Here is a 14873-nt window from a genome sequence, read left to right as displayed (position 1 = left end):
GGGTTTTAGGGAGCTAAGGCCGTGGGCTAAGAAAATTGAATGTACCTCATAGCTATTATAAACGCTATATAATTTTTATTTGAGATGTAAACATAGGATTGATCTAAAAAGCAAACTTATTCCTTCTAATTCTTAAGCGTTCAGCGGTCAGCAGTCAGCGGTCAGCTTTCCTTAACTCAGATTAAACTATAGCGGTTTTTATTCTAATGAGGTACACAAGATTTTTACCCTATTAGCTCTTAGCTCTTACGTCTTCTGACTTCACTGCTCCCTGCTCCCTGCTCCCTGCTCCCTGCTCCCTGCTCCCTGCTCCCTACTCCCTCAAAAAATGTACCTCACCTAATTGAAAACCGCTATAATGGTTAATTGTGTTATTCAAAAGCTGACCGCTGAATACTTACGAATGTTAGGCACTGTTAGCTACCCATAGCGGATTTGGTAGCAAACGTGATAATGCCAACACCAACAACAACCAAAAATAAAGCGAAATATACAAACGTCTTGGAATAGGGTTTACTTACCATTACTTGCTCCTTGCCACTAGTGTTAATCCTCATAGCTCCGCGAACAGAAAGAAATAGTAAAGTAACAGAAACAATCATTCCCAATACTTCAATTACAAATAGCGCCCGAGGCATTGGATCTGGCGAGACTGGAAATAGTGTTCCTAAATCTAGGGCGTATACGATAAAATAGGAAATGCCACATAACCCAGACACAATGAACGCCCACTTCAAATCTTTGAAGATAAAGTAAACAATTAAAAGGCTGACTATCTCTAGGAAAGTTAAGAAGGTATTAAATGCTCCCAATATCAAGGGATCAATGTGTGAGAAACTCCTTGTTTCAATTGAACCACCAGGAATGAGAGATCCCAACAATCCAAAAGATAAAACTAAGAGTCCAGATACCAGATGTCTACTATTTATTGTCATTGTAATTACCTCACAACTATAATTATTCCTGTCGAACACCACAGAGCAGTGGCAGCAAATCTTATCGCGTTTCCTTAGGGGGATAAGGGGTTTCCTTAAGCAAATGACTGACCAATATTTTTAGAAAAAACAAAGGCAGAAACCATTCCAGACCAGGAATTGGGGGAAATAGATAGCGATCGCCCAACAGCCCTAAGCCGTAAAGCCCTAGCGCCACTGGACGTTGAAGATACAGGGGAGACCGCAAAATCAAGACTGATGCCCCCAACAGGTAGCTAGACACACCAATAAAGAATCCCCAATCGCCCCCACGAAAGAGCAGGGCCACTAACAAGACATGGATGACATGAACAGACACAAATCCTAAATGCTGCTGCCAACCCTGTTCCGGTCGGTGATACCAACGCTTAGCCGTGGAGGTAGCATTGGTGAGGACACCCCCCACTAAATCCAGGGCAAGAACAGCGATCAGTCCTAATTGCAACGGAGTCCACTGTATAGGGAGGGTCAGCGCGTAGGTTGGAGCTGCTACCAAAGCCACCAGCGACGGCACAAATTGTATGAGCAACTCAGCTTGGGTTGCCCCTGGTCCGGTGAAGCGATCAAGCAAACCTTTCAGACCAGAGCGAGGGGAGGGACAAGTCAGCTCAGAGTGCATTAGCCTAACCTCATAACAGTTGTTATAGTAACTATAACAACTGTTATGATAAGCTGTCAATAGACATTGAAACTTTGTTTCTGTCCCACTTTATATCTGGTGTATATCTGGTTATAGCGCTTTCTAGCCTAATGAGGTACACAGGATTTTTTCCCTCTTGCCCGCCCCCCTTACGCGCGGGGGGTTAGGGGGGATTCCTCTTGCCTCTTCTCTGTTCCCTGTTCCCTGTTCCCTGTTCCCTAAAACCCAGGACTCTGTACCTCACCCAATTGAAAACCGCTATAGTTCCCTTTGATGCTCATGTCCCAACAGGATCGCCGCCTTGAAGTTTCTGAAGCCGCCTGGCGAGTTATTGTCCGAGAAGGGTTAGATCGCACCAGTATGCGGGCGATCGCCCAAGAGCTGGGTTGTACCACTGGAGTTGTTACTCACCACTTTCGAGATAAGCAGGAGCTGATTCTCTTTGCCCTTAATCAAGTAACTCAGCGTCTACAAAAAACGATGCAGGCTGCAACAGAGCAAGCTAGGGGAGTGGATCGACTAGTAGAAATGCTATCTGCGTTTTTGCCACTAGACACTGAACGGCAAGATATTCTGAAGGTCTGGGTGGCCTTTTTGGGATATGCCATTGGACGAGAAGCCTTGATGGCTGAGCATCAACAGAGTGCTGCTCAGCTCCGTGAGGTGATTATTCAAGAGTTGAAAGCTCTACAGTCAGCCAAACTGATTCGAGCTAACATAGAGCCAGAGTTAGAAGCCAACGCCCTGTTAGCCCTAGTGAATGGGGTTAGCCTCGACTCCCTGATTCAAGCCAAACGCCTTAGCCCTGACCAGCAGCAGATTGTAATTCGGCGCTACGTTAACCAGTTGCTGTCTACCGATGCTATTTCTGGCTCTGGTAATTCCTAATCAAGACAAGTTGGTGTTGTCAAACATTAAAGCAATGGCATGTAAACCTTAACCAAAAGACTAATATGATTGCGATTAAGTATTAAACAATCAGATGACAGCAGCACAGCTAGACAACCCCAAGCCCAACCAACAAAACAACAGTCTGTTACACATAGAAAACCTACAGATGCACTTCCCCATCACCCAAGGAATCATCTGGCAAAAGCAAATTGGCTCCATCAAAGCTGTGGATGGACTCAACTTCGAGATCAACCGTGGCGAAACCTTAGGCTTAGTAGGAGAATCTGGCTGTGGCAAAAGTACCACCGGACGAGCGATCCTACAACTATACCGTCCCACAGCTGGTCATGTTTACTTTGAAAATATCGACCTAACCGAGCTAGATGCTGAATCCCTGCGCCAGATGCGCCGCCGGATGCAAATGATTTTTCAAGACCCCTATGCCTCCCTCAATCCCAGGATGACCGTAGGAAGTATTGTCGGTGAACCCCTGCAAATCCATGGGTTAGCCACCGGTAAACAAAAACAAGAACGAGTCCAGTCCTTACTAGAGGTGGTAGGACTCAATCCCCAGTTTATCAATCGCTATCCCCACGAATTCTCTGGGGGTCAGCGTCAGCGGATTGTTATTGCTCGCGCCTTAGCGTTAAACCCTGACTTTATAGTATGTGATGAACCGATTGCTGCTTTAGATGTATCCATTCAAGCCCAAGTCGTTAACTTGATGCAGTCGTTGCAAGCAGAATTTGGCTTAACTTATCTATTTATTGCTCACGATTTAAGTATAGTGCGCCACATTTCTGACCGGGTGGCAGTAATGTACCTAGGCAAAATAGTAGAACTGGCAGATCGCGTCTGTTTATATGAGAACCCCTTGCATCCCTATACCCAAGCATTAATCTCAGCCGTACCAATTCCTGACCCTGAACTTGAGCATCAACGGGAACGTATTATCCTAACAGGGGATGTACCCAGCCCGAGCAATCCCCCCAAAGGTTGTCGATTTCACACTCGCTGTCCCATGGTAATGGATACTTGTCGGCAAGACCCAGAACCAGAGTTTAAAGATGCAGGTAGAGGACATTATGTTGCTTGTCATTTAGTCCATTGACAAAACGACTAACCACTAATAAAACTAATGTTCCCCCATCGCAATGGATCGAGAGCAACGCCAATTGCTCGGTAGAGCCGAAGGCCATCCCATCCGCAGGGCTTCTGGGCAAATGGTATGAATGGTCAGCTGGCAATCAATCAGCTGCAACCCTTCTTTTTCCACCTGCCTCATCCCTTGTTTCAAGATTGAGTCATTCTTGAATTCAACGGTCTGGTTACACTGAATACACACCAGATGATGGTGATGATGGGGAAAAGGCTGATTGAGTTCATAATGTTTATGCCCTTCTGCCAACTCCAATTCCCGCAAGATGCCCATCCGTGACATTAACTTAACACTACGGTATATTGTAGATAAGCTGATCCCTTCTCCTCGTTGGTCGAGCAATTCGTGAAGTTCCTCAGCACTCAGATGGGTTCCTCTCGGTAAATTTTGGAAAACGTGGAGAATCGTCTCCCGTTGCGGTGTCATACGCCAACCTCGAGCATTGAGTTCGGCCTTGAGTGAAGCGGCTGTATAGTTAGCCATGGTAACCCTCTCAAAAACGAGCCATTATTGACAATATTAAATAATTATTTCTCTCACTTGCAAGAAAATTTCCTAATTGAGAATAAATAGTAAAGGATTATTGGTTACTTTTGAGAATAGGGCAGCCACGGATCCACCTCGGATACTCGGATACAGGGATACACCGAGCTTACCAAATCCAGCTTTACGATCCGGATTTGGCAAATAAGTTAGGAAAAGGGGGAAAAAGGGAAAGAGAGGCAACAGAGGGAAGACAGGAAACAGGCTTATGGAAGCAGATTGGCCATAACCCTTGTGCATTGTGGCTTGTAAGTTATTGCCCCCTCTCCCTAGATTTTGGCGATTGATGCTTAAAACTTGCAATAAGCAAGCATACAATACCTAAGTTAATGCACACATCGGCCACATTAAATACCGGGAAGTTAATCAACCGAAAATCGAGGAAATCCACAACGCAACCGACTGTCTGGTTATCTACCAAACAACTGTTGAAAAAACGGTCTATGCCATTCCCTAATGCTCCTCCCAGTATGAAGCCATAACCAAGCTGTTCCAACCTAATCAGCTTTGGCCCAAACCAAGCTAGGCCGATTAAACCAAGACTCACAGCTAAGGAAAGCCAGCGTAACCAGCTGCCGTCTTCACTAAAGAGACTGAAAGCGGCACCAGGATTAGTGAAATAGGTAAAGTGAAACACCCCTTGCCACAGGGGTAGAGTCTCTTTCAATTCAAAATTCTGCACCACCCAATATTTAGTCAGCTGATCCAGAATCAGACCAATAGCAGCAGCAAACCAAAACAGGCGGTTTTTTTTCATTAGTCATTATTCATGATAGCATTTATTGATTGGGTGAGGTACTTACACCGATGGGTTTTAGGGAGTAGGGAGTAGGGAGTAGGGAGTAGGGAGTCGGGAGTCGGGAGTAGGGAGTCGGGAGTCGGGAGTCGGGAGTCGGGAGTCGGGAGTGTCAAAGTCGTTTTACGCATCAAGGGTGGGTAAGTCCTTTAGTGATTAGTCTTTTGTTAATTAACCCTTCAAATGACTATCAATAAAACATCAACTGCCGTAGAGCAAATGCCACAACGGTGACAGAACACACTACCACTAGCTGACTCGGTAAAGGTGAAATGGTATATTTCATGATGGCTTCCATGAGAGGCATAGCCCCAAGCACTGACCAATTGATGCCGTGGAAAATCATTAAATAGCCGACACCGTAGGCATGGATGGTTAGTAAACCACATAGGCAGCTAAATGCCAATGTTTCGACTCGTGGTTGTACGCGAAAGGCTAAAAAACCACATACCCAGGCTCCCGCAATAAAGCCTAGTATGTATCCAAAGCTGGGTTCTTTGATATAGCCAATACCTCCACCTTGAGTAAAGATTGGCAGGTTCAACCCGATGACAACATAGGCAATTTGAGAAAGAGCACCAGCATTTCTGCCTCCTAAACAAGCAGCTAGTAGGACTGCTCCAATCTGATAGGTAACCCCTAAGGATATAGTTTGAACACCTTGAGTTGACCAATCCCAGGGTGGATTGGAGACAAAGAAGGCTTCTAGAAACGTGCCGCCGATTGTCAGCAGCAAACCAATTATGGCCCACAAAATCTCATTGGGAGCAGACACAGTTACATCGATAATCTATTTATTCTGGGAGTTATATTCTCCGGGAATCGGAGCTTCACCACCGGTTAGACCCAAAGAGTCCAGCATAGCGTGGTCTTGCTCTGGTGGCTGTCCCAGAGTGGTGAGGTAGTGTCCAATCAGCATAGCATTGATTCCGGATTTTAGCCCTTTTGCCTGCAATTCACCCATCACGGCTTCTCGCCCACCAGCATAGCGCAGGATTTGCTCAGGTAGGATCATCCGGAAAATTGCGATCGCTTTTAGTGCTTCATAGGGGTCTAGCTTCCCAGATTCTCCCAAAGGGGTTCCCGAGCGAGGATTGAGCAAATTCAGGGGTACTGATTCCACCTTTAACTCCCGCAGGGCTAGAGCTAAATCCACTCGGTCTTCCCAGCTTTCCCCCATGCCCATAATGCCACCAGTGCAGGCTTGAATCCCCACTGCTTTCAAGTTCTGGATCGTCTCGACGCGATCGCGCCAGCTGTGAGTAGTCACAATTTCTGGGAAAAACCTCTCTGAGGTTTCTAAGTTGTGGTTGTAGCGAGTTACTCCAGCTTCTTTCAGAGCTTCGGCTTGTTCCGAGGTGACTTCTCCCAAAGCACAGCAAGGCTTAATGCTGGTTTCGGCAATAATCTCCCGTACGGTTTCCAGAATTTGTTCAAACTCTTTCGATTTAGGACTACTGTACTTTGGTCCACGTCCCTGACTGACTAGGCAAAAACGTTTGGCTCCAGCCGCTTCAGCTGCCTTAGCTTGAGCCATAATCTCTTGCTTAGACTTAAGACCATAAATCGGGGAATCAACGCCAGGATGGTGAGCCGACTGGGCACAGAAGCCACAGTTTTCTGAGCAGCCCCCAGATTTGACATTGACGATACTACACAAATCCACGGTATTACCACAGCAGGCTTGGCGCACTTTGTCAGCTGCTTGGCACAGCAGCAATATATTATCTTGCCCTTCGAGTTTGGTCAGGGCTAAGGCTTCCTCTCTAGTAATGCGATCGCCTGCAATAATCCCCTCAGTTAGCTTTTGCAGCCACTGATTCAGGGATGCTGGGGATGTTGAGCATTGTTCTGGTGTACTTGCTGGTGTATTTGCTGGTGTAGTTGATAAATCTACAGATAGACCTACAGCAGTTGACAAAGGTGCTTGAACCACAGTATCTCCGACATATATCAGCGTTAAAGGCACCCATCACTATACCACCTTAGAGTAAGTTGGCTAGTGATATCTACTACCCCAACTAAAAATTTAACCTTTTCTTAATTATAATTTAACCTAATGCTTAACCTACTCTTTATGGTGGAGCGGTAAACTCCGGCTGTGACGCCTAAAATAATTAAGCCAATTCCATGTTGTCTCAAAAGAATAATTTATTCTCAATAGCATTGATCACCTCCTTAGCCGTGGGGATTACCTCCTGTGGTGGTTCAACCCCCACAGCTACAGTTAAGGTAGATGGTTCCAGCACAGTATTTCCCATCTCTGAGGCAATGGCGGAAGAGTTCCAGAAAGCGAATCCGGGAATCCAAGTTACTGTCGGTATCTCTGGTACTGGTGGTGGATTCAAGAAGTTTTGTGCTGGAGAAACGGATATTTCCAACGGCTCCCGTCCGATCAAAGCATCAGAAATAGAACTTTGCAAGAAGGGAGGAATTGAGTACATCGAATTACCCATCGCCTTTGATGGACTCTCTGTAGTAGTTCACAAAGAAAATAACTTTGCTAGCTGCCTAAAAACTTCTGAACTCAAAAAAATGTGGGAGCCAGCAGCTCAAGACAAAATCAAAAACTGGAAGCAAATTCGTCCTGGTTTCCCTGATACCAAACTAGGACTTTATGGTCCAGGAACTGACTCCGGAACCTATGATTACTTTATGGAAAACACGGTTGGTAAAGACGCTAGCTCTCGGGGCGACTATACCGCGAGTGAAGATGACAATTTGCTTGTGCAAGGGGTATCGAATGATAAGGGTGGACTAGCCTTCTTTGGTTACGCCTACTACGAAGAAAACAAAGATAAACTCAAACTTTTAAAGATTGATGGAGGAAGTGGTTGCGTTGCCCCTAGCACAGCAACTATTGCCGATGGAAGTTACAAACCTCTATCTCGCCCAGAGTTTATCTACGTTAAGAAAGAGGCGGCAACTCGACCTGAAGTTAAAGCATTTGTAGACTATCAGTTGGCAGCAGCAAATTCCAAATTAATCTCAGAAGTTGGCTATGTTCCCATGCCAGAAGATATTATGATGCTGGTGAGAAAGCGTTTTAGCGATGGCACAGTTGGTACAGTCTTTGCTAATGCTCGTAAAGGCTCCAAAGTGAAACAGCTATTAGAGAAATAAAGAATAGTAAATGATGTCTTAAAGTCTGAATGATGAAGTCTGAATGATGAAGGCTGAAAAGAACCAAGTTGCTAAGTCACCTTGTAAGTCACCTTGATATATATCACCACTACACCTATGAGTAGAATTATTTCATTCCTCACACTTGATTCCTCACACTTCATCCTTCATCCTTTATCCTTTATCCTTCACACTTGATCCTACCCTAAGAGAACGCTATCAGGCGAACACACTTGCTCCTTCAAACTTGCTCCTTCACACGTAATACTTTACTGATGACTACCACTCCGCCATCTTTTGAGTCATCAGACTCTGAGATGTTTCGACCAAACCGGCAGTTAAACAAGCGGGTAGAACTGGTAGTAAAAATAGTTTTTGCTACCTTTGCCTTTGTTTCTGTCGCAACTACCATCGGCATTGTTCTAACCCTAATATTTGAAACAGTAGCATTTTTCCAAGAAGTATCACTCTGGAAATTCCTGACTGATACAGCATGGACTCCCTTGTTTGCTAATCCCCAGTTTGGCATTTTTGTGCTGATTAGTGCCACCTTCCTGACCTCTGTAATCGCGCTGATGGTGGCATTACCCCTGGGATTGCTTGCAGCTATCTGCTTGAGTGAATATGCATCTTCTGATATCCGTCGCTGGCTCAAACCTGCCCTAGAAATATTAGCAGGGGTTCCTACGGTGGTATTTGGTTACTTCGCCCTGATGGTAGTTAGCCCCTTCTTAAAAACATTTATTCCCGGTTTACAAGGATTCAATGCTTTAAGCGCTGGGATTGTTTTAGGAATAGCCATTATTCCCATGGTAGCTTCCCTCAGTGAAGATGCCATCTATGCTGTACCCAACAGTTTAAGACAAGGTGCTTATGCCTTGGGGGCAACTAAACGAGAAACCATCATCGGAGTAGTAATACCAGCAGCATTATCTGGAATTGTTGCTTCCTTTGTACTAGCAGTTTCCCGTGCTGTCGGTGAAACCATGATTGTTAGCATTGCTGCCGGTCAAAATCCCACCTTGGGACTGAATCCCCTAGTACCAGTGATGACCATGACAGCCTATATTGTTCAGGTTAGTTTAGGAGATACACCAGCAGGTTCCCTAGCCTACAAAACTATTTTTTCTGTAGGTATGACCCTGTTCTTACTGACCTTAGCCCTAAATATCTTTAGCTTTTGGTTTGTCCGTCGCTTTCGGGAGAAATACGACTAATGGCACAAGACCTAAAACCTCAAGGAGACGATTCCGGAGGTTACTTCAACCTGGCGCTACCCAAGCGCTATAACTTTGATAAAATCTTCGCCTTTGCTGCCTGGGTTGCCATCTTTTTTGGGCTAGTGATACTGGCAGTATTGCTAATTGATGTTTTTCTCGATGGTCTGCCCCGGCTCAATGGGCAATTTATCACCAGTCCTCCCTCCCGTAAACCAGACCAAGCTGGTATTTTTCCTCCCTTAATCGGTAGTGTGTGGCTGTTGGTGCTAACAGCAATCGTCTCTTTTCCTTTGGGAGTAGGGGCGGGTATTTTCTTAGAAGAATATGCCACTGACAACCTATTGACCCAGATTATTGAAATCAACATCGCTAACCTAGCTGCTGTACCTTCAATTATTTACGGCTTATTGGGTTTACAAGTGTTTGTCCGGTGGTTGGCTCCCATTACTAATGGTAGGAGCATACTAACTGGTGCCCTAACCCTGTCGTTGTTAATTCTGCCGATCATTATTGTTGCCACCCGTGAAAGTCTACGGGCAATTCCCAATAGTTTGCGTCAAGCGGGTTATGCCTTAGGAGCAACTCGCTGGCAAGTGATTCGAGAGCATATTTTTCCTCTCGCTTTACCTGGTATCCTGACAGGAACGATTTTAGCACTGTCAAGAGCAATTGGGGAAACTGCTCCTTTGATTACTATTGGAGCCTTGAGCTTCATTACCAGGCCGCCCATGAACCCACAAGATCCATTTACTGCACTGCCAATTCAAATTTACAACTGGATCTCCCGTCCCCAAGAAGCCTTTCACACTAACGCGGCTGCGGGAATTGTGATGTTGATGGTAGTGCTGTTGGTCATGAATGCCGGAGCAATTTTCCTGCGCAATAAATTCCAAAGCAATAGATAAAAAGTCAATATACCCACTATTAAAATACAGATTCAAAGGTATGGAAAAGTTTTCAGTTTTGATTTCAAAAGTTGACAATTACATAGAGGATTTAAATATGAATTATAACCAAGTTATGGACTGCACAACTTCGTCTGTAGAAGTACAATATCCGGTTTTACGGGCTGAAAAAGTTTCCGTATACTATGGATCATTTTTAGCAGTCAAAGATGTCTATTTAGATATTCCCAAAAACCAAGTTACCGCCTTTATCGGACCGTCCGGTTGTGGAAAAAGCACCTTGTTGCGGTGTTTTAATCGCTTAAACGACCTGATTCCAGGAGCACGGGTGACAGGGAAAATTACCTTCCATGGCGAAAATCTCTATGATAAAAAGTTTGACAACAGCATTGAAGAAGTACGTCGCCGCATTGGCATGGTATTCCAAAAGCCAAACCCTTTTCCCAAATCCATTTATGAAAATATTGCCTTTGGAGCCAGGATTAACGGCTATCAAGGGGACATGGATGAATTAGTGGAGCGCAGTCTTCAACAAGCTGCCCTCTGGGATGAAGTCAAAGATAAACTAAGACAGAGTGGTCTGTCTCTATCTGGGGGTCAACAACAGCGTTTGTGTATTGCTCGCGCCTTAGCCATTAAGCCAGAAGTGTTGTTGATGGATGAACCTTGCTCCGCTCTTGACCCCATCTCCACCCTCAAAGTGGAAGAACTAATGCACGAGCTTAAAGAAAAATACACCATTGTTATCGTTACCCACAACATGCAACAAGCTACCCGAGTAGCAGACATGACAGCTTTCTATAACGCTAGGGCAACGGAAACAGGTGGTAAACAAGGCTATTTAGTAGAGTTCAATAGAACTGAAGTCATCTTCCAAAATCCTAAGCAGGAAGCCACCAGGGACTATGTTAGTGGGCGTTTCGGCTAAATCCCCCTAACATTTTGCCCTAACATACACTACACATCCCACGGCAACAGGTTCGTGGGATTTTTTTTCTGATGGCGATGATCCCCCCAGTACCAATTCAAGATAGGATCGAATCTGATTATAAAATTGGATTTGATGTCAATCATGCGAATAAAGCGCTGCTTATCAGGTTTTATTGCCCTGGTACTGGTTATGGTTATCGGTTTAACTGGTTGTGCCTCAAGTGGTACAGGCTTAACAGGAGATTACCGTCAGGATACAATAACTGCTCTACAAGAATTAAGACAAGCCCTTGAATTACCAGAAGATTCACCAGATAAGGTGGCAATTCGTGAAAAAGCCAGTCTGCTGATGAATGACTATGCCTCGCGCTACCGCAGAGATAGATCTGTGTCTACCCTTAATTCCTTCACTACCATGCGGACTGCTGTCAATTCCTTGGCTGGTTACTACAGTTCCTATCCCAATCGCCCTTTACCGAAAAAGTTGAAGGATCGTCTAGAGCAAGAATTTTCCCAAGTCGAGCGTTCTCTCAAACGGGGCGCTTAAGCTGTCCACACCTCGCCTATTTTAGGCGAGGCATAAGCTGGGTTAACAAAAAACTGCGAGTACAAACCTGTCCTATCTTCAGGTTTCTTGAGAACATCCCACCCAAGGGAGGGTAGGATTATCGATGATCTCAAACTTTTGGCCAATTATTGCCCTGCTCCTGTCCTAACTCTCGTAATCATTAAGAATTTTCCGGAACAGTTGGTAAGACAGCTGAAAACCTTTAAAGGTAATGCCAGCCGTTAGCGGTTAGGGGTTAGACTAATGATTATATGGTTTATCACTACTACTAGTTAGCTAATAATCGACAATAATCAAACTTGACAAATTTAATGATATATGCATCATCATAGAAAACAATATAGATTTACCTATAGATTTACCTCTCCCCCCTCCCTTGGTGTTTCCCTTTCTATCCCTAAACTATATAATCACTAGTAATTTTATAAAAAATCATAGTTAAAAACCCCTGTGCAATAACGGCGGGGATGAAAACGAGTTAGTGACTTGCTGACCCTCTCGTAGTATCCGTTTAGAATCCCTGATGCTGCACCTGGGGGAGATGTCAAAGATATTGAACCAATCGGGGATGAGTTAGCTGGCTTTTGGCTAACTTTCTGTTCTTTTGTAGTGTTTCTAGGAATGTATAACAGTTTTGTTAAACGGAGGCAACACCGGCAAGGTCTACATCGTAGCTTGATTGCCGCCCTTGCAGTAGGAAGTAGTCTGTTGAGTCAGTGTTGGTTGGTACCAACCGCTGAGGCAAAAACAAAAGCTTATTGCCACTTTACTCAGGAAGCGATCGCTCAAAAAGAAAGCTTAAGAGTTAATTCCTTAAAGGAGAACTCAAACTCTAAAATCAGCTACCAAACCATTATCCAGGAACACGCCAGTTTCTTACAGCAGTGTCGTTCCCAAACCTGGCCGAAGAATCAAGCGATTTGGGTGCGCTTATATCCCTGTGATGCTCGTCCTGGAGCCCTTGAGGAAATCCTCGACCGTCTTGTTAACCAAGGCTACAATCAGGTCTACGTTGAAGTATTTTACGATGGTCGCGTTCTTTTACCAAAGGCAGATAATCGTACTCCTTGGCCGTCAGTCATACAACAACCGGGAACTGAGAACGTAGATTTATTAGCCCAGGCGATTCAAAAAGGTCGTGAGCGGGGTTTGCAGGTATATGCCTGGATGTTTACCATGAATTTTGGTTATACCTACGGTCATCGTGCCGAGCGGCAACAGATTCTTGCCCGCAATGGTCGGGGAGAGACCAGTTTGTCGGTAGTTAAGGATGGCTCTCAAGTATTTATCGACCCTTACAACCGACAAGCCCAGGTAGACTACTATGAGATGCTTAAGGGTGTATTAAAGCGACGCCCCGATGGGATTTTATTCGACTACATTCGCTATCCCCGTGGTTCAGGTTCCCAGTCTGTGGCCAGCAGTGTCAAGGATCTTTGGATTTACAGTGATGCAGCTAAGCAAGCCCTATATCAACGGGCTGGTAACAATCAAGGTAAGGAGCTAATTCGGCGCTATCTGAGTAAGGGTTCCATTAGCACTAGGGATATAAAAGCTGTCAAAAAGCTCTACCCTGATGAAGAAACCCCCCTCTGGCAAGGTCGCACTCCTTCCCCAAGAGAGAGTACTCGAACTATACAATGGCAGTTGTGGCAACTCAGTGTTGCTCACGCTGCCCAAGGGATATTAGACTTTCTCAAATTAGGCGAATTGGCAGCAGAGCGAGCTGGGGTACAAGCTGGTGCAGTGTTTTTCCCTGATGGCAACCAAGTTGTAGGTCGCATGGGTTATGATTCGAGACTACAGCCTTGGGAACATTTTCCCCGTTCCCTGGAATGGCATCCCATGTCTTATGGTGTTTGTGGTCACACCGGTTGTATTGCCAATTTAGTCAAACGGGTGTTTAAGTGGGCATCGTCGGAAACAGACGTAAAACCAGCATTAGCAGGAACTTGGGGAAGATCCATAAAAAATCGTCCTTCCCTGGAAAACCAGATGCAGGCACTGCGTCGAGTGACACCACAAATTAACTCAGTCAGCCATTTTGCCTTCTCTTGGCAAAATCCAGAATTTGACCGCGAGCGAAAGTTTTGCCGATTATAGCAGTTCTCAATTGGCTGAGGTACTTATGACCTTAGGGGAGTAGGGAGTAGGGAGTAGGGAGTGGGGAGTAGGTTTTTTAGATCAGGGTCAAACCCAACCCCAACCCCCTCATGAAGGCGCTGAATCGCTTCGACACACCCTACACCCCATACTCAAGTCTTTGTTAAAAACCTACTCTTATCAGCCCCTCGACCTCTGATTAAGATTTGCCTAATGGGGATGGTTCTGATTAAGCAGTTACTAATTCGGGTTCAGGGCGCTTGCTGTTACGAATACCGCTAATTGCCTCTGCGTAATCTGGTGCCTTGAATACAGCCGAGCCAGCCACAATCGCATTCGCTCCAGCTTCTAGCACTTGCCAGGTATTGTTCACCTTGAGTCCCCCATCAACTTCAATCCAGGGAGAAAGACCACGCTCATCACACATCTGACGCAGTTTGCGGATTTTTGGTACAACCTCTGAGATAAAGCTTTGACCACCAAAGCCAGGATTGACGCTCATAATCAGGATCAAGTCACAGACTTCTAGGACGTACTCAATTAAATCCAAGGATGAGGAGGGGTTAAGTACAACACCTGCTTGCTTACCAAATTCTTTAATCTGACAGAGAGTGCGGTGCAGATGGGGTGAAGCGTTGTGTTCAGCATGAACGGATATAATATCAGCACCTGCCTTAGCAAAGTCTGCGACATACTTTTCTGGTTCCACAATCATCAAGTGGACATCCAGTGGCTTTTCGGTAATCGGGCGAATGGCTTTAACAACTAGAGGACCAATGGTGATGTTAGGGACAAATCTACCATCCATTACATCAACATGAATCCAATCAGCGCCTGCGGCATCCACAGCCTTAATTTCTTCTCCCAGTCGGCTAAAATCAGCTGACAGGATAGAAGGGGCAATAACAACTTGCTTTTGGGATAGGGTGTTGCTCATGATTGGAGGTGTTCTCCTGGAAGCTTATTTTTTAGTATTTTAACAAAATCTTTAGATTTTCCCTAACCAGTTGTTGTGGTGCTG

The 14873-nt window shown here is 45.2% G+C and carries 17 protein-coding genes; 9 read left to right on the top strand and 8 right to left on the bottom strand.

Translation table 11 applies throughout. The features are described 5' to 3' along the window. Window positions 1-416 precede the first annotated feature (416 nt). A complete protein-coding gene (locus F6J90_RS35165; RefSeq protein ID WP_293104759.1) occupies window positions 417-935 on the bottom strand; it encodes a hypothetical protein in 519 nt (172 codons plus the stop codon). A 61-nt stretch (window positions 936-996) separates the two neighbouring features. Next, window positions 997-1593 carry a hypothetical protein gene (locus F6J90_RS35160; protein WP_293104757.1) on the bottom strand — a complete coding sequence of 199 codons (597 nt, stop codon included), beginning with the start codon at window positions 1591-1593 and terminating at the stop codon, window positions 997-999. Between the two features lie 200 nt (window positions 1594-1793). On the opposite strand from F6J90_RS35160, the gene F6J90_RS35155 reads away from it, so the two are divergent. The 3 genes from F6J90_RS35155 (at window position 1794) to F6J90_RS35145 (ending at window position 3616) form a co-directional block, all read left to right on the top strand. Further along, the gene (locus F6J90_RS35155; RefSeq protein ID WP_293104754.1) at window positions 1794-1919 is read left to right on the top strand and encodes a hypothetical protein; all 126 of its coding nucleotides are present in this window, start codon (window positions 1794-1796) and stop codon (window positions 1917-1919) included. Next, window positions 1894-2502 carry a TetR/AcrR family transcriptional regulator gene (locus tag F6J90_RS35150; RefSeq protein ID WP_293104751.1) on the top strand — a complete coding sequence of 203 codons (609 nt, stop codon included), beginning with the start codon at window positions 1894-1896 and terminating at the stop codon, window positions 2500-2502. Before F6J90_RS35155 ends, F6J90_RS35150 begins: the two co-directional genes overlap by 26 nt. A gap of 94 nt (window positions 2503-2596) precedes the next feature. After that, window positions 2597-3616, top strand: a complete 1020-nt coding sequence (locus tag F6J90_RS35145) for a dipeptide ABC transporter ATP-binding protein (protein ID WP_293104748.1) — start codon at window positions 2597-2599, stop codon at window positions 3614-3616. 24 nt (window positions 3617-3640) lie between these two features. Here F6J90_RS35145 and F6J90_RS35140 read toward each other — a convergent pair whose 3' ends face one another. The 5 genes from F6J90_RS35140 to bioB all read right to left on the bottom strand — a co-directional run bounded on the left by F6J90_RS35140 (window position 3641) and on the right by bioB (window position 6972). Further along, complete coding sequence (locus F6J90_RS35140) at window positions 3641-4147, bottom strand: transcriptional repressor (protein WP_293104745.1); 507 nt, start codon at window positions 4145-4147, stop codon at window positions 3641-3643. 313 nt (window positions 4148-4460) lie between these two features. Then, window positions 4461-4964, bottom strand: coding sequence for a signal peptidase II (lspA, locus tag F6J90_RS35135; RefSeq protein WP_293104742.1), 504 nt, complete (start codon window positions 4962-4964; stop codon window positions 4461-4463). Further along, a complete protein-coding gene (locus tag F6J90_RS35130) occupies window positions 4964-5134 on the bottom strand; it encodes a hypothetical protein (RefSeq protein WP_293104740.1) in 171 nt (56 codons plus the stop codon). The genes lspA and F6J90_RS35130 overlap by 1 nt, the downstream gene beginning before the upstream one ends. Before the next feature lie 59 nt (window positions 5135-5193). Next, entirely contained in the window at window positions 5194-5778 is a 585-nt protein-coding gene (locus tag F6J90_RS35125; RefSeq protein ID WP_293104737.1) for a biotin transporter BioY, read from the bottom strand. A 15-nt stretch (window positions 5779-5793) separates the two neighbouring features. Beyond that, window positions 5794-6972, bottom strand: coding sequence for a biotin synthase BioB (gene bioB, locus F6J90_RS35120; RefSeq protein ID WP_293104734.1), 1179 nt, complete (start codon window positions 6970-6972; stop codon window positions 5794-5796). A 161-nt stretch (window positions 6973-7133) separates the two neighbouring features. Here bioB and F6J90_RS35115 point away from each other — a divergent pair, with 161 nt between their 5' ends. From F6J90_RS35115 to F6J90_RS35090, 6 genes are all read left to right on the top strand, one after another. Continuing rightward, window positions 7134-8126, top strand: a complete 993-nt coding sequence (locus F6J90_RS35115; RefSeq protein ID WP_293104732.1) for a PstS family phosphate ABC transporter substrate-binding protein — start codon at window positions 7134-7136, stop codon at window positions 8124-8126. A gap of 275 nt (window positions 8127-8401) precedes the next feature. Next, complete coding sequence (gene pstC / locus F6J90_RS35110) at window positions 8402-9343, top strand: phosphate ABC transporter permease subunit PstC (RefSeq protein ID WP_293104729.1); 942 nt, start codon at window positions 8402-8404, stop codon at window positions 9341-9343. After that, window positions 9343-10251: a phosphate ABC transporter permease PstA gene (gene pstA, locus F6J90_RS35105; RefSeq protein WP_293104727.1), complete on the top strand. Its 909-nt coding sequence runs from the start codon at window positions 9343-9345 to the stop codon at window positions 10249-10251. Before pstC ends, pstA begins: the two co-directional genes overlap by 1 nt. A 115-nt stretch (window positions 10252-10366) precedes the next feature. Then, the gene (gene pstB, locus F6J90_RS35100; protein ID WP_293104724.1) at window positions 10367-11179 is read left to right on the top strand and encodes a phosphate ABC transporter ATP-binding protein PstB; all 813 of its coding nucleotides are present in this window, start codon (window positions 10367-10369) and stop codon (window positions 11177-11179) included. 144 nt (window positions 11180-11323) lie between these two features. Beyond that, window positions 11324-11728: a photosystem II protein Psb27 gene (gene psb27, locus F6J90_RS35095; protein ID WP_293104721.1), complete on the top strand. Its 405-nt coding sequence runs from the start codon at window positions 11324-11326 to the stop codon at window positions 11726-11728. A gap of 642 nt (window positions 11729-12370) precedes the next feature. Further along, window positions 12371-13852, top strand: coding sequence for a family 10 glycosylhydrolase (locus F6J90_RS35090; RefSeq protein ID WP_293104718.1), 1482 nt, complete (start codon window positions 12371-12373; stop codon window positions 13850-13852). Between the two features lie 229 nt (window positions 13853-14081). Here F6J90_RS35090 and rpe read toward each other — a convergent pair whose 3' ends face one another. After that, on the bottom strand, window positions 14082-14789 hold the full coding sequence (rpe, locus tag F6J90_RS35085) for a ribulose-phosphate 3-epimerase (protein WP_293104715.1): 708 nt from the start codon (window positions 14787-14789) through the stop codon (window positions 14082-14084). Window positions 14790-14873 lie beyond the last annotated feature (84 nt).

The organism is Moorena sp. SIOASIH (assembly GCF_010671925.1).
Lineage (GTDB): Bacteria > Cyanobacteriota > Cyanobacteriia > Cyanobacteriales > Coleofasciculaceae > Moorena.
The sequence above is the reverse complement of the archived record's forward strand: the minus strand, read 5'-3'. Positions and strand labels throughout refer to the sequence as shown.

What these genes read in the sequence shown, in the direction of transcription:
- F6J90_RS35165 (WP_293104759.1), bottom strand. Translation starts at nt 935, where the DNA reads ATGACAATAAATAGTAGACATCTGGTATCTGGACTCTTAGTTTTATCT.
- F6J90_RS35160 (WP_293104757.1), bottom strand. Translation starts at nt 1,593, where the DNA reads ATGCACTCTGAGCTGACTTGTCCCTCCCCTCGCTCTGGTCTGAAAGGT.
- F6J90_RS35150 (WP_293104751.1), top strand. Translation starts at nt 1,894, where the DNA reads ATGTCCCAACAGGATCGCCGCCTTGAAGTTTCTGAAGCCGCCTGGCGA.
- F6J90_RS35145 (WP_293104748.1), top strand. Translation starts at nt 2,597, where the DNA reads ATGACAGCAGCACAGCTAGACAACCCCAAGCCCAACCAACAAAACAAC.
- F6J90_RS35140 (WP_293104745.1), bottom strand. Translation starts at nt 4,147, where the DNA reads ATGGCTAACTATACAGCCGCTTCACTCAAGGCCGAACTCAATGCTCGA.
- lspA (WP_293104742.1), bottom strand. Translation starts at nt 4,964, where the DNA reads ATGAAAAAAAACCGCCTGTTTTGGTTTGCTGCTGCTATTGGTCTGATT.
- F6J90_RS35130 (WP_293104740.1), bottom strand. Translation starts at nt 5,134, where the DNA reads ATGCGTAAAACGACTTTGACACTCCCGACTCCCGACTCCCGACTCCCG.
- F6J90_RS35115 (WP_293104732.1), top strand. Translation starts at nt 7,134, where the DNA reads ATGTTGTCTCAAAAGAATAATTTATTCTCAATAGCATTGATCACCTCC.
- pstC (WP_293104729.1), top strand. Translation starts at nt 8,402, where the DNA reads ATGACTACCACTCCGCCATCTTTTGAGTCATCAGACTCTGAGATGTTT.
- pstA (WP_293104727.1), top strand. Translation starts at nt 9,343, where the DNA reads ATGGCACAAGACCTAAAACCTCAAGGAGACGATTCCGGAGGTTACTTC.
- pstB (WP_293104724.1), top strand. Translation starts at nt 10,367, where the DNA reads ATGGACTGCACAACTTCGTCTGTAGAAGTACAATATCCGGTTTTACGG.
- psb27 (WP_293104721.1), top strand. Translation starts at nt 11,324, where the DNA reads ATGCGAATAAAGCGCTGCTTATCAGGTTTTATTGCCCTGGTACTGGTT.
- F6J90_RS35090 (WP_293104718.1), top strand. Translation starts at nt 12,371, where the DNA reads ATGTATAACAGTTTTGTTAAACGGAGGCAACACCGGCAAGGTCTACAT.
- rpe (WP_293104715.1), bottom strand. Translation starts at nt 14,789, where the DNA reads ATGAGCAACACCCTATCCCAAAAGCAAGTTGTTATTGCCCCTTCTATC.